Source organism: Streptomyces sp. NPDC048353 (assembly GCF_055587165.1).
Map to the genome: position 1 here is coordinate 270,743 of NZ_JBVJGU010000004.1, position 13,774 is coordinate 284,516.

The window sequence follows — 13,774 nt, forward strand, 5'->3', positions numbered from 1 at the left end:
TGAGGAAGGGCTCAGGCGTCCGCCCGGACCGGGACCACGGCGGGGGTGGTGTCCTCGGTCATGTCGGAGAGGTCGAGGTTGCGGGTCTCGCGGGCGCAGGCGAGGGCGACGATCGTGAGCAGTGCGGCGGCGATGACGTACAGCGCGATCGGCGTGGAGGAGCCGTAGTCGGCGAGCAGCGCGGTGGCGATCAGGGGCGCCGGGGCCCCGGCGGCGACCGAGGAGAACTGCGCGCCGATGGAGGCGCCGGAGTAGCGCATCCGGGTCGCGAACATCTCGGAGAAGAACGCGGCCTGCGGCGCGTACATCGCCCCGTGCAGGACCAGTCCGACGGTGACGGCGAGCAGCAGGCTGCCGAAGCTCTTGGTGTCGATGAGGGCGAAGAACGGGAACATCCAGGCGCCGACGCCGACCGCGCCGATCAGATACACGGGCTTGCGGCCGATCCGGTCGGAGAGCGCGCCCCAGAGGGGGATGACGGCGAAGTGGACGGCGGAGGCGATCAGGACGGCGTTCAGCGCGGTCTGCTTGCTGAGACCCACCGAGGTCGTGGCGTAGACGAGGATGAACGCGGTGATGACGTAGTAGCTGATGTTCTCCGCCATGCGGGCGCCCATGGCGACGAGCACATCGCGCCAGTGGTGCTTCAGGACGGCGACCAGCGGCATCTTCTCCACCTGCCCGGCCGCCGCCTTCCGCTCCTCGGCGGCGGCGAGAGCGGCCTTGAACACGGGTGACTCGTCCACCGACAGGCGGATCCACAGGCCGACGATGACCAGCACACCGGAGAGCAGGAACGGTATGCGCCAGCCCCACGACAGGAACGCCGCGTCGGAGAGCAGCGCGGTCAGCGCCGACAGTACGCCCGTCGCCAGCAGCTGCCCTGCCGGCGCCCCAGTCTGCGGCCAGGAGGCCCAGAACCCGCGCCGCTTGGCGTCCCCGTGCTCCGACACCAGCAGGACTGCCCCGCCCCACTCCCCGCCGAGCGCGAAGCCCTGCACCAGCCGCAGCGCGGTGAGCAGCAGCGGCGCGGCGGAACCGACGGTGGCGTGCGTCGGCAGCAGCCCGATGGCGAAGGTCGCCCCGCCCATCAGCAACAGGCTCAGCACCAGCAGCTTCTTGCGCCCGAGCCGGTCCCCGTAGTGCCCGAAGACGAGCGCGCCCAGCGGCCGGGCGGCGAACCCGACCGCGTACGTGAGGAACGACAGCAGTGTTCCGACCAACGGATCGGAGTCGGGGAAGAACAGCTTGTTGAAGACGAGCGCGGCGGCTGAGCCGTAGAGGAAGAAGTCGTACCACTCGATGGTGGTGCCGATGAGACTCGCGGCGACGATGCGCTTGAGATTCGACTCGGCGGGTGGAGCGGTCGCGGGGGAGGACATCGGCACCACTTCCTGGCGGATGACGGGGACGTTTGCGTGTCGCCACACCGTAGAAACACGCTGGTCACCGTCGTATGTGGTGGGACACCATAGTTCTGGCGGCTGGGGTGCGTGGGGCCGCCATGTGGGCGGTTCGGGGGCCCGCCGCCGTTCTGTGGGGCGAGGGCGGCACGTTCTGCGCGGGCGCGGGCGCGGGCGCGGGGGCGGGTGAGGCGCGCCACTTTTCGATCAACCATGCTCTTGTTCATGCAGTTTGACGATCCGTGATGTTAGCTTCGGTCCTAGTCAGACGGAGTCGGGGGACTCATGGTGCAAGGACGGGGCAGGGGTGCGTACGCGTACCCAGGTGTGGTGAGCGCGGCGTGCGGAACGGGCGGAACGCGCCGGTGAGTACGCCTACCCCGAGCCCGTCCGGCACGGCGTCACCGAGCACCAGCCCGACCCCGCAACCCACCACGACACCCATACCCGGTACGACACCGACGCCCGGCACGACGCACCTGCCGTCGCCGAGTCAGCCGTCGGACACGTCGAGCCCCCAGCCGACGCCGTCACCCAGCCCGAACGCGTCACCGACCCCGCCGACCTCAGGTCCGCCGCCCCAACTGCCTCCGCCGCCCCCGCCCTCGGTGACCAACCCGTGGACGGCACCCGGCGGCTTCGACGTACAGCCGTTCCACCTGTACCAGGTGTCGGCGGCCCTCGCCGTCGAGCAGCAGTCGTTCCACAAGGCGCTCGTGCAGTTCCTCGACGTCCACGCCGGCTACTCCAAGGTCGGCGGATCCGGCGCCGTCACAGCCGAGTTCGCCACCCAGTACGCCGCGGTCGTCACCCTCCTCCTGGAGGTGCACGGTAAGGCCGTCGTCGCTGTCGGCGGTGCGGCGGTCGGCTTCACCACCACGGCCAACAACTTCCGGCAGGCGGACGCGGCGACCCACCCGCTCAACCCACCCTTCGCACCACAGCCGCCGCCGCAGGTCATCACCGCCCCGCCGGCCTACACGGCCCCGCCACCCTTCGGCGTGCGCGACGGCAACCCCGTCGACGACTTCGCCGACGTCTTCGACGGCGACATACCCGGTTCCCTGATGCGCACCGTGATCGAGGAGGCCCTGCGGGCCGGCCGGGCCCTGGAGATCCTGCCGCTCCCGAACTACCTCAGGGTCAACGAGCTCTCGCAAGCCTGGCTGCCGTTCCAGACGGGCATCGGCATCATCCAGGGACAGCTCAGCGGCACGATCGACACCATCACGGACAATGCCAACGGCGACTGGCACGGGGCGATGCTTCAGTTCGTGTCGTCGCTCTGGGGCACGACGGCCTGGGGCAAGAACACGGCCGGCTACGAGTGGGCCCACAAGCCGCAGACGGGCGCGGGCACGAGCCTCCCGGTGTTCGGCGTCCTCAGCACCACGGCCCAGATCCTGGCCCAGGCCATCCGCTCGTACGCGGAGGCCGCGGAGAAGGTCCGTACCGAGCTGCGCGAGATCCTGTACAAGGCCATCAAGGACGCCTTGGCAATCCTCGACGTCGCCGACATCAAGAGCGTGGGGGACCTCTTCGAGCGCCTCAAGAAGATGTGGAAGGGCCTGGGCGCGGCGGTGCTCGTCGCCATCGACACGGACGCCGTCAACGCGGCGGTCGACACCTACGAGACCGAGTTGCGGGCCCAGACCCAGAAGGTGAAGGCCCGGCTCGAACCCCTGCGCGAGGCCTCGCGCGCGGTACCGACCTTCCAGTCGCAGTCGGCACTGGCGGAGGCGTTCGGGGCGCGCTCGCTCTTCGAGTTCGACCGCTCGATCGTCCCGCTCAACGAGCAGTCGCGAGACCCGAACAACCGGTTCGGCATCGACCTCGCCTCGATGGAGTGGGAGACCAACCCCTACCAGGCCACCCCGAACGACCCGCTGAGGCCGGGGAAGGACGCCCACACGATCGACCGGCACGTCGGCCTCACCCCGGACCAGCTACGGATGCGCGTACGGGACCAGGGCGTCACCGCCTCGGCCTTCCGGGACCTGCCCGCCGCCCAGAAGCATGTGCAGGCCGCACTCAACGACTCCGACAACATCAGGACGATCGAGCAATGGATGGAGAAGCAGAAGCAACGGGTGGCCAACGGTACGTTCAAACCCGGCTCGTCGCCGACGCTGGATGAGTTCACCGTCACGGACGCGAACGGCAAACCCGTCGTGACGGGATCCTCCGTCTCGAAGTCCGACTTCGCCTCCCACGGCTTCAGCGCCCAGCCAACCCAGGTCCACAGCGTGAAGCTCGTGCTCGCCTACTCGCCGGATTCAGGGACCTTCTATGTCCGCACCGCCTTCCCGTCCCCGCCGTAACATGCGCCTCATGAACACGCAGCACCACGAATTCCTCACTGAAGGCGCGGTGGGGCTCCTCCTGCGTATCGCCGTCGCGTCGCGCAACCCGGGTGCCGCACCGCTGGAGGACGAACTCCAGCGCCTGTCCCGCTACCTGCTGGATTCCAGGGCGACGTCAGCGGCGATGCCGCCCGCGGTGCTGGCATCCCTGCTCGACCTCCTGGCCGACGAGGTCGGCACCGAGGCGTACGAGACGAGGCCCGCCGAGTATCGCCAGGTCCTGGCGCGGGCGGCCGGCGACGATCCGCCTGCCGACTTCCTGCACTCGCTGGCCGCCCTCATCCGTGACCGCCAGTTCCTCTTCCACCCGAACCTGACGGAGCTGCCGCTGTCCAACTGGGAGGCGAGTCACCGATTCTCGCTGACGTCAGCCGTCGTCAGCAGCATGGTCTCGGGGGAGTACGCCAGCGTGGACGAGGCCTTGGAGGAGATCCTGACCAGCGAACATCCGGACTGTCAGGAGCTCGCCGACCTTGCCGGGGAGTTGCAGCGCCTCCTGTACATGTTCCGTACGCCTGCCGAACTGGACTCCGCCTTCGCCACCGTCAAACCTCACGTGACCCACGCACGCGTCCGCCTCCTCCTCGACGCCGTCCACGTCCACTTCGCCGAGCAGCACTGACACAGCATGCGCCATGTGACCACAAGACACGAAGAGTTCCTCACCCAGGGCGCGGTGGGGCTCCTGCTGGACGTCGCTGCCTCCTCGCGTGATGCGGGGGCCGCGCCGCTGGAGGACGAACTCCAGCGGCTGTCCCGGTTCCTGCAAGACTCCAGCGCGATCTCCGACGTGATGCCACTGGTGGCGTTGGCCTCGCTGCTCGACCTCCTCGCCGACGAGGTCGGCACGGAGGCGTTCGAGGCAAGGCCCGCCGTGTATCGCCAGAGGCTGGCGCGCGCGGCCGGCGACGATCCACCGGCGGACTTCCTGCGTTCACTGGCCGCGCTCCTCCGCGAACGCCAGCTCCGCTCCTACCCGGACATGACAGAATTGCCGCTCTCCTTCTGGGAGGCGCGCGGACGCTTCGCGCAGACAGAGCACTTCCTCTCGTTGATGTTCTCGGGGGAGTACGACGACGTGGACGAGGCTCTGGAGGAGATCCTGAACAGCGAGCACCCGGAGGACTGCCATGAGCGACTCGGCAACCTCGCCGGCGAACTGCAGCGCATCCTGTACCTGTTCCGCACGCCAGCCGAGTTGGACGCGGCTTTCGCCACCGTCATGCCGTACGTGACCCACGCACGCGTCCGCCTCCTCCTCGACGCCGTCCACGTCCACTTCGCCGAGCAGCACTGACCCACCCGACCCTGGAAGGAGCCACCCGCCATGCCCATCGAGCCGACCCTCGCCGTGTCGGACGAGGACCTGAAGCGTCTCGCCGACGACCTGGACGCCATGCGGACGCACATCGACGGGGTGGTGCGCCGGATGGACGCGCTCGTGGACCGGGCCGAGGCGCGGTGGCGCAGTGAGGCGGCGACGGAGTACCGGAAGCTGCACCGCGAGGCCGGGGCCGACGCCGTGCGGGTCCGGGAGATCCTGGGCGTGCTTGCGAACGCCGTCCGGATGAGCCGGGACGGGTTCACGCGCCAGGAGCTGGACGTCCTGCGGGGGTTCCGGGCCGAGATGGGGAAGGTCGACATCGACGCCGAGGTACGCGAACTGTCCGGCGAGGGATCGAGCGCGGGCCCGGCCGGTGGAGCGGCGCCGACCAGCAAGATCAACCACATCTGAACGCGTACCTGAAACAGACGTGAGGCAGGGGGAAACGTGAACGAAGACGGCTCGATATCCGTCGACGTGGTCGCGCTGCGCGAGATAGCAGGCGACCTCGAGGACATCGTGAAGAAGCTCAACGAGCGACTGGGCGCGCTGTACGACCGTACGGTGCCGGTCGTCCTCGCCTGGGAGGGAGAGGCCCGCGAGGTGTTCGTGGACGAACTCGACCGCTGGGACAGGCAGATGGAGGACCTGCAGGCCGCGCAGAAGTGGCTGCACGCCGTCGTCACCACCGGGCAGGCCAACTACTCCGCCGCCCAGCGAGCCACGCTGCGCGGCTGGGGCGGGGCCTGACATGACGACGCCTCCCGCACCTCCCATACCCCCCGCGTCGCCCGTCCCGGCCCGCGCCGACCGCGCCGCGACGTACCCGGACCGGGTGACCGCCCAATGGGCCACCCAGCAGGTGATCGCGCTGAACGAGCAGGTCATCCACCGCTGGCTCGCCCAGTCCACCCGGCAGAGGCTCGTGATCGAGGCCGCCTGGCCCACCCGCCCCGACCCGGTGGGCACGCTGCTCACCACCGGGATGGCGCTGGCCGGCCAGGAACCGATCCCGGTGCGCGCCGCCCGGGTCGTGCTCCGCAGGATCGTGCCCGGCGAGCCCGGCGCGTACCCCTTCACCGTGCACTCCTCGCTGCCCATCGACCTGTAAGAGGCCTGTGTGTCCCTGAACCCCGCCGAGCACGACCGCAAGTACGGCGAGCTCGACCAGGTCGTCCGCGCCCACCTGGGCCTTGGTCCGCACGCCCCCGAGGCGGTGGCCGGCTATCTGCGGCAGACCTGGCGCACCCGGCCCTGGGCCATCGCCGTCGCGGCCGAGCAGCTACGCGTCTACGCCGCCAATCCGCCGGGGCGGCTGCGGCAGCGGCTCGGCGAGTACTACCGGCTGCCCGACGTGGGGCTGCCGCCGGAGGAGATCCGGGACTGGCTGACGGGCCTCGCCGACCGGCTCGACGAGAGCCTGGCGACCGGCCAGGCCCCACCGCCCGCCGCGCCCACGACGCCGTGGGAGTGGCGGGCCCGCTTCCCCGAGCTGGCCCAACTGGCCGGCGGCTGGTTCACGCAGGACCTGCCGGACGAGTTCGGCGACCACCAGGCCGCGCTCGCCGACTACCTGGAGGGCACCGACACGGGGCTCGTCGCCCAGCTGACGGGGGAGTTGCACGATCTCCTCGCCCTGGGCCTCGACGAGGACGGCCTGGCCCTCGCGCTGGTGACGCTCGGCGCGGAGGTCGAACCGCCGGCACCCTTCACCCCCGGCGCCTGGCTCGCCACCCTCGCCGTACACCTCCGCGGCTGACCCGCCGGAGGCGTACGGCGCCCCGAGCCGGACCGGCCGGTCCAGCACCGTGCAGACGTCTCCTCGTCCTGTGCAGTCAGCGCAGCAGTTTTCAGGGCGGGACGGGGCACCAGACACAACGCCGGACGCCCGGCGGTGACGACGCCGGTGTGAGGGCGGGTCTCACCGGCCCGGCCCGGCATCGGCTCGATGGAGCACGGCGGCGTCCAGCACAGGGCCGCGTCCGCGGCCCTGGTGAGAAGTCGTACCACTCGATGGTGGTGCCGATCAGCCTGGCGGCGACAATCCGCTTGAGGTTCGGTGGCGTCGGGGAGGGTGTTGCGGCGGCCATGTGCACCACTTCCAAGCAGGTACGGGGACGTGTCGGTGTCGCCACACCAAAGGGAAGTCGCAAGCGTCTGTGGTGGGACACCATATTTCGGCCCGCTCGTGTGCAGCTGGCCTCCATGGCCTGCCGTTGCCACCCCGCCGAAGGCCTGTGTAATACCTGGAGAGGGGCTGTCCGGGTTGTGCTGATCGGGCACGTTCTTGGGGGGAGCAGTGCGGTGAAAAGGCTTGCCGAGCCGGGGCGTTGGTCGAGTATCCGGACGCTCGACCAACGAGCCGGCCGTTTCTCCGGCGCGGCCCGACCTGGTCCTGCGGTCGGAGCAATCCGCGCCGCGTCCCGTGCTGCGCCCCGCTCGGGTCAGTGACTCCAGTGATCGCGGTCCGGCAGCTCGACCCACACGTCGGGAGGGCCGACGACGGTGCGCGCGTCGGTCGGGCGCAGTCCCGCGAAGGCGCAGCAGTAGGCCACGGCCCGGTACTGGTAGAGGTAGGAGCTCAACACCTCCTCGGGGGTGTCGTTCTCGTTCGGTCCGCCACCCGGGTGCAGGTCCGAGCCGTCGATGTTCCCGTGCCGGGCGATGCACCCCTGGTTGCCGCTCTTGGGGTTGGCGTACAGGCCGTAGCAGACGGTGCCGGCGGAGAGCCGGGACATCACGCCCGGCATCGACGGCGCGTACCCCCAGGGCTGCGTCACGACGCAGCCGCCCGGTACGGACGTCACGCCGACGAACCGGAGGCTCTCGTCCATGTCGTACTCGTGGGGGGCTTCGAGCAACTCGTCCATGACCTCGTCCTCCACCGGTGTCGCCTCCAGGCGGCGCACAGCTTCGGCCGCGTCGATCCCGGCCACGCAGGCCAGTCCCGTGCCGTCGTAGTAGAAGTCGCCCAGGGCCGCGACGAGCCGTGCGGCCTCCTGCGCCGCCGCCCGCTCCCCGTCGGTCAGGCCCACCCCGTCCGGTACCGGGAACAGGCCCGGTGTCGGTCCCGCCAGGCTCAGCCGTCCCGGTGACCAGCCACCGAGCGAAGGCCGCCAGGGATCTGCTCCGGCTGCGGCGAGGGCCCGCGCGTTCTCGGGCTTCCGGGAGACCACGGCCTCCCAGAGAGCCGTCACTCCGTCCTCCAGTGCGCCCACGTCCGCCACCCGACCGGCCAGCTCCGCGACGACCTCCGAGGAACCGAACGACGCTGCACGGTGCAGCGGCCGGCCCCAGTTTCAGCGCTCCGGATCAGCACCCTCGTCGAGGCGCCGACGAATGTCGTCGTGATCCGTCCAGTCCCAGCCCATGCCCGTCCAGCCGTCGTCCATCGCTGTCATCGATCCCCCTCCGACACCCGCCGCACGGCTTCCTCGTGTGGGACACGCTCGCACACGGGTCTGACAATCGCGCAGTCCGCCGTCCGCCCCCGAAAGCGGGTCGGACCGCCCCGGGACCGTACGAGTCCTTCATCGGGGCGGCGGTGCTGGGGTGTTGTCCTGCTTGTGGGACGCGTGGCTCCCTCTGCCATGCGCCGGCCGCGTGCTGACGGGCGCTGGCAGGTCCGGTGCCTCCTCGGCTTACGAGACCTTGCCGGGGCCCTCTGCCGTGATCCGCTCCTTCGGGTTCCGCTTCGTGCACGGGTGCCGCGTCCCGGGGGCGGGCGCTGGGCAGGGCATCGAGCCGTCGGAGACCGGCACCGGGTACTCCGGGTGCGACTTCCACTTCGACGCCCGGTTCCGCAGCCCCCGGAGGCGGTCCTCCGCCGCAGCGATGTGCCCGCGGCCAAGGGCTTCAAGGAGTGCGCCGTACTCTCGCATCACGGTGCGGCGCTGCGTGCGGTACGCGGCCATGGAGGGTTCATCCCGCAGCTTGACGGCGGCCTGCCTCTCCTCTTCCAGGCGCTCGCGAATGAAGGCGTACCAGGAGAGCGCGGTGGCTTCGTCGAGGACAGGAGTGCTCATCGCGCGGCCACGAGCACGGGCCTTGGGGGCGGCTTCACCCAGCCAGCGCTCGTCCCGTGCTCCATGTTCGCGGTGGGACGGCTGCTGGTCGGCGTCTGTTCCCCACGCACGCGGGGAACGCCCTCCCGTCGCTGACGCCTAGAGCCTGTCTCATTGACTTCACGGTGATCGGGCCACGTGCGAGGGTGGTGGCCATGCCGCAGCTTGGTCACCGTCTCCGATCCCTCAGATTCACGTTCGGGCTTGCCCCGACGGGCTTCACCGCATGCTGGGAGACAGGTGACCCTGCGCTGGAGCACGCCCTGGCGGATAGGGCGACGCTCTGTGGCATCCCTGAGCGCGAGGTGACGGCATATCGGCATCTGTTCGTCGCGAAGAGGTCCGGAAGGTGTTCGGTTTGCAGGTGAAGGCAACTGACGCCACGTCGGTACCCTGAGTCAGACCTACCCTGGCAAGCGGTCGTCCTCGGCGTTCGGTGGTCGCGTCCGGATCAGGATCGCTGCGAAGTGGAGTGCGGCCTGGTAGACGATGGCGAGCTTGTCCGTTCGCATGGCCGGGCCGCGCCACTGCTTGAGCCGGTTGATGCATCGTTCGACCGCGTTGCGCTGATTGTGCGCCTCGGCGTCGAAAGTGGACGGGCGCCCGCCGGCACGTCCTTGCCGGAGACGGTGGCCGACCTGGTCGGGCGGCTGTGGAATGACAGCGCGGATCCCGCGCGGAGATGCCCGCGGATCGCGCGGGAGGAGTACGCGCGGTCCGCCAGGACTGCCTCCGGCCCAGTCCTCGGTCTGCCAGGACCGCCACGCGGAACACGGATGCCTGCCATGACGGTCCCGAAGGCTGGCGCGTCACCCGCCCGGCCTCCGGTGACGCGGAGGACCAGAGGCCGTGCACGGCTGTCGCTGGCGAGGTGCACTTTCGTGCTCAGGCCGCCGCGGGACCGTCCGAGCGCATGGTCATCAGGTTCAGCACGGCCCGGCGCGCCCTTTTCCTGGCGCCGGCGGCGTGCGGGTGGGCGCGGCAGAGGGTGGAGTCCACCGCCACGGTCCAGCCGATGTCACCAGCGTCGTCGGCTGCTGCCAGGAGTGAAGCCAGGATCCGTTCCCAGGTCACCTCCACGGCCCACCTGATCAGTTCCTTGTGAGCGGTCTGAAGGGGCCCAGCTCGTCCGGCAGGTCCCGCCAAGGCGAGCACGCGCGGGGCTGGTCGCACCTAACCATCCTTTAGTCTGATCCTCACACCACAGAGGGATCATGAACGGAAACTCGCTTTTCCATGCTGCAGGACTGGCCGTCAGCACACTGGTGCTGCTGCCGCTGCCACTGCTCATCCTGACGGGACGTGCCCCTGACTGGTTGTGCCGGATAGCGGCCCTGCGGTGCGTTGCCCTGGCCCTGATCGGTTTCTGGCTTCTCGTACTGTTCAACGCTGTACCACGAGTCCTGGGCGCTGGAAGCGGTCTCGTCATGGCCTGCTCGGCCCTGGGGGCACTCTTCGGGCTCGGGGGCATCATGTTCTTCTTCCGGGCAGCCTGGGTAAATGCGCATGCTGCCCGCACAGGCCGACGACGCTAGGGCGCCGGTCATGTGCGCAACGGCACCCCACGGTGCCGGGCGGGCGATCGGGCAGAGTCAGCCGTGCGCGGTGGAGGAAACAGTTTCACGATCCGGCCTCGGCTAGCGGTTCGGTGCAGACTCCGGCGTCGGCGCCCAGTGCGGAGTGGTGTCCGACGGGTCGACCAGACCCGCGTATTCCGCCCTTCCGATGTCGGACCCGCCGGTGACCGGGGCTCGGACTCACCTGGCCGCGACATGCGCGACCGGACGTCCGGCACGGCCATGCTCAGTCGTGTGTGGTTACTGTGCGTCAGTCGCGACCCACCCGGACCAGCGATGAGGCACCCATGCGAAACCGATTCCCGCCTGAGAAGACTAGGGGTGATCCCTGGGCCTCCTGCCGCGATCCCCACGGAGAATGACTGCTTCGGATCGACACCACACGCGAAGCAGGAGTAGCGCCGATGCCGTTCACGCAGACATCGTCCGGGCCGGTCCATTGGACCGTAGAAGGAGAGGGGGAGCCGCTGGTGCTCCTCCACGGGTTGGGTGGTGACGTCTCGTTCTGGGAGGTGGAGCGGACCGCTCTGGCGGACCGATTCCGGGTAGTGGCGATCGACCTGCGTGGATCCGGCCGGACACCCGCTGCGCGGGACGGTCACACCATGGACGACCTCGCCGACGATGTCGCCGCCGTCCTCGCGGACCAGCAGCTTGTCTCCGCCCACGTGCTGGGTTTCTCGATGGGGGGTCTGGTCGCCCAGGCGTTCGCTCTCAGACATCCGGCCATGCTCCGGCGGCTTGTCCTCGCATCCACCTTCGCGGTCATGAACCGGCAGTCCCGGATGTTCCTCGACGCGGTCCTGGACGTGTACGAAGGCGGAGCCACGCCCAAGCAGATGTTTGACCTCATCTGCCCATGGCTGTTCTCGGCAGACTTCCTCGCCGACCCTGCCAACGACGTTTTCCTGCACTACCCCGATGACGAGCCCGAAGAGCAGTCTCTCGATGACTGGCGCAAGCTCTACCTGGCCCAGCGGGCGTTCGACGCCACCAGCGGCCTGCCCGCCATGACGGCTCCCACCCTCGTGATCGCCGGCGGCGAGGACCGGCTCGCCACCGTGGAGGACGCTGAGGCCCTCGTTCGTTCCGTATCCTCTGCCGTCCTTCACGTCCTGCCAGGGAAAGGACACCTGGTCAATGTGGAGGCTTCCGAGGAGTTCATCGACCTGGTGCGATCTCACCTCCTCGTGGACCACAGCTCAAACTGACTCTCCGGCTGCCCGACGTCTCGTCATCGGCTTCCCATGGCTCCGCCGAGCCCTTCCGCACCCCGAGCACGCGTCCCGGAGCGATCCGACCGCCCCTCCGTTCCGCGGACGAGGGCCGCAGTCTCGCGTCCGCCCTGTCGGGCGTTCTCAGTCAACCGGAAGCTGATCCGCGCGTCAGTATTTCGCGCACCCTCTATTGACTCGCGAATCAGTAGAGGCCTACGTTCGGAACCAGCCAGACACCCCCTCGTCTTTCGGCTCCGGGGTGCGGCCTCCACCGAACCCCAGGCGTCCGTGAGGAGCACGACCATGGGTCATCCGGTCATCCACGCCACCAGTGCACGCGCCCATGAGGAGCGCCGGCACTTCTGGATCGGCGGCGCCTGGCACGTCCCCGCCGCAGGCCTCGACGGGCCCTGTGTGCTGGTCCGCGACCCCGCCGGCCGCGACTCGGTGGGCTGCGTACCCGACGGTACGGCCGAGGACGTGGACGCGGCGGTCGCCGCCGCCCGGCAGGCGTTCCCGGCCTGGTCCGCCTCCGGCACCGGCACCCGGCAGCGGCTGCTGACCGCCGTCGCGGAGGGCATCAGGAAGGACGAGGACCAGTTCGCGGCGCTGATCAGCGCCGAGATGGGCGCACCCGTCGACAGCGCCCGCCTGGTGCAGACACGACTCGCCGCCGACGTCTTCGCCTCGTACGCCGAGCTCCTGGACGGGCTCGCCTGGGAGGAACGGATCGGCAGCTCCCAGATCGTCCGCGAACCCGTGGGAGTCGTCGCGGCCATCACCCCCTGGAACTATCCGCTCTACCTCATCGCGGCCAAGGCCGCCGCGGCGCTCGCCGCCGGATGCACCCTCGTCCTCAAGCCCAGCAGCGACGCACCCCTCAACGCCTACCGGCTCGCCGAGGTCTTCGAGGCCGCCTGCACCGAGGCAGGCGTGCCGGGCGGTGTCTTCAACGTCGTCACAGGCTCCGGCGCGGTCGTCGGCAAGGCGCTGACGACCCACCCCGACGTGGACGCGGTCTCGTTCACCGGCTCCACGGAGGCCGGCCGGACGGTCGCGGCCGACGCGGCGGCCACGGTCAAACGCGTCGGACTCGAACTGGGCGGCAAGTCCGCCCGGGTGATCCTCGCCGACGACCCCGACGGGCCGACGGTCGCGGACCTGCCCGCCGCGGTCCGCACCGCCCTCGCCGACGCCTTCGCCAACGCGGGCCAGACCTGCACCGCCTGCACGCGCGTCCTCGTCCCCGAGAGGCTGTACGCCGAGACCGTCTCCCTGGCCGCGCAGGAGGCCGCCCGCCTGACCCTCGGCGACCCGGCACTCCCCGGCGACCACCTCGGCCCCGTCGCCACCTCCCGGCAGTACGCCGACGTGCTCGCGTACATCGACACCGGCATCGCGGAGGGCGCCCGTCTCGTCGCCGGAGGAAAGGCGGCCGCGGACCGCGTCCCCGAAGGACTGGAGGCCGGGCACTGGGTCCTGCCCACGGTCTTCGCCGACGTCACCCCCGACATGACCGTCGCCCGGGAGGAGATCTTCGGCCCCGTGGTCTGCCTGCTTCCGTACCGCGACGAGGCCGAGGCCGTCCGCATCGCCAACGACTCGGTCTACGGACTGGCCGGAGCGGTGTGGTGCGCCGACGCACGACGGGCCGAGGACTTCGCCCGGCGGATGCGCACCGGACTGGTCACCGTGAACGACGGGCAGTTCAGCGTTCTCGCACCGACCGGCGGCTACAAGCAGTCCGGCGTCGGCCGCGAGCTGGGCGTGCACGGGCTCCACGAGTACACCGAGCTCAAGACCATCCAGTGGTGACGGCGCACGCC

Annotated in this window: 12 protein-coding genes and 2 pseudogenes; 9 read left to right on the forward strand and 5 right to left on the reverse strand. The window is 70.0% G+C overall.

Features of this window, described 5'->3' with window-relative positions; all coding sequences use genetic code 11:
- Positions 1-11: 11 nt before the first annotated feature.
- Entirely contained in the window at positions 12-1,382 is a 1,371-nt protein-coding gene (locus ACZ6RC_RS16430; protein ID WP_391137918.1) for an MFS transporter, read from the reverse strand.
- Positions 1,383-2,011: 629 nt separating this feature from the next.
- Between ACZ6RC_RS16430 and ACZ6RC_RS16435 the strand changes: the two genes are divergently transcribed.
- From ACZ6RC_RS16435 to ACZ6RC_RS16465, 7 genes are read left to right on the forward strand one after another with little or no spacing between them, the layout of a single operon-like run.
- Positions 2,012-3,724: an RNase A-like domain-containing protein gene (locus ACZ6RC_RS16435; RefSeq protein ID WP_469583373.1), complete on the forward strand. Its 1,713-nt coding sequence runs from the start codon at positions 2,012-2,014 to the stop codon at positions 3,722-3,724.
- Positions 3,725-3,734: 10 nt separating this feature from the next.
- Positions 3,735-4,388, forward strand: coding sequence for a hypothetical protein (locus ACZ6RC_RS16440; protein ID WP_469583376.1), 654 nt, complete (start codon positions 3,735-3,737; stop codon positions 4,386-4,388).
- 15 nt (positions 4,389-4,403) lie between these two features.
- Positions 4,404-5,063, forward strand: coding sequence for a hypothetical protein (locus tag ACZ6RC_RS16445; protein WP_469583380.1), 660 nt, complete (start codon positions 4,404-4,406; stop codon positions 5,061-5,063).
- Positions 5,064-5,093: 30 nt separating this feature from the next.
- Positions 5,094-5,501 carry a WXG100 family type VII secretion target gene (locus ACZ6RC_RS16450; RefSeq protein ID WP_391137906.1) on the forward strand — a complete coding sequence of 136 codons (408 nt, stop codon included), beginning with the start codon at positions 5,094-5,096 and terminating at the stop codon, positions 5,499-5,501.
- A 36-nt stretch (positions 5,502-5,537) separates the two neighbouring features.
- On the forward strand, positions 5,538-5,840 hold the full coding sequence (locus ACZ6RC_RS16455; protein ID WP_469583384.1) for a WXG100 family type VII secretion target: 303 nt from the start codon (positions 5,538-5,540) through the stop codon (positions 5,838-5,840).
- A gap of 1 nt (position 5,841) precedes the next feature.
- The gene (locus ACZ6RC_RS16460) at positions 5,842-6,201 is read left to right on the forward strand and encodes an RNase A-like domain-containing protein (RefSeq protein ID WP_391137900.1); all 360 of its coding nucleotides are present in this window, start codon (positions 5,842-5,844) and stop codon (positions 6,199-6,201) included.
- Positions 6,202-6,210: 9 nt separating this feature from the next.
- On the forward strand, positions 6,211-6,849 hold the full coding sequence (locus ACZ6RC_RS16465; protein WP_469583388.1) for a contact-dependent growth inhibition system immunity protein: 639 nt from the start codon (positions 6,211-6,213) through the stop codon (positions 6,847-6,849).
- 685 nt (positions 6,850-7,534) lie between these two features.
- Here ACZ6RC_RS16465 and ACZ6RC_RS16470 read toward each other — a convergent pair.
- The 4 genes and pseudogenes from ACZ6RC_RS16470 to ACZ6RC_RS16485 form a co-directional block, all read right to left on the reverse strand.
- Entirely contained in the window at positions 7,535-8,308 is a 774-nt protein-coding gene (locus tag ACZ6RC_RS16470; protein ID WP_469583392.1) for an ankyrin repeat domain-containing protein, read from the reverse strand.
- A 281-nt stretch (positions 8,309-8,589) separates the two neighbouring features.
- A pseudogene (locus ACZ6RC_RS16475) lies at positions 8,590-8,705 on the reverse strand (IS5/IS1182 family transposase); the annotation flags it as partial.
- Positions 8,706-8,731: 26 nt separating this feature from the next.
- The gene (locus ACZ6RC_RS16480; RefSeq protein ID WP_469584406.1) at positions 8,732-9,115 is read right to left on the reverse strand and encodes a hypothetical protein; all 384 of its coding nucleotides are present in this window, start codon (positions 9,113-9,115) and stop codon (positions 8,732-8,734) included.
- 443 nt (positions 9,116-9,558) lie between these two features.
- A pseudogene (locus tag ACZ6RC_RS16485) lies at positions 9,559-10,314 on the reverse strand (IS5 family transposase); the annotation flags it as partial.
- 821 nt (positions 10,315-11,135) lie between these two features.
- On the opposite strand from ACZ6RC_RS16485, the gene ACZ6RC_RS16490 reads away from it, so the two are divergent.
- Both ACZ6RC_RS16490 and ACZ6RC_RS16495 read left to right on the forward strand, forming a co-directional pair.
- Positions 11,136-11,942 carry an alpha/beta fold hydrolase gene (locus tag ACZ6RC_RS16490; protein WP_469583395.1) on the forward strand — a complete coding sequence of 269 codons (807 nt, stop codon included), beginning with the start codon at positions 11,136-11,138 and terminating at the stop codon, positions 11,940-11,942.
- Between the two features lie 309 nt (positions 11,943-12,251).
- Positions 12,252-13,763 (forward strand): aldehyde dehydrogenase family protein, encoded by a 1,512-nt coding sequence (locus ACZ6RC_RS16495; protein ID WP_469583398.1) that lies wholly within the window; start codon positions 12,252-12,254, stop codon positions 13,761-13,763.
- The last annotated feature ends 11 nt before the right edge of the window (positions 13,764-13,774 follow it).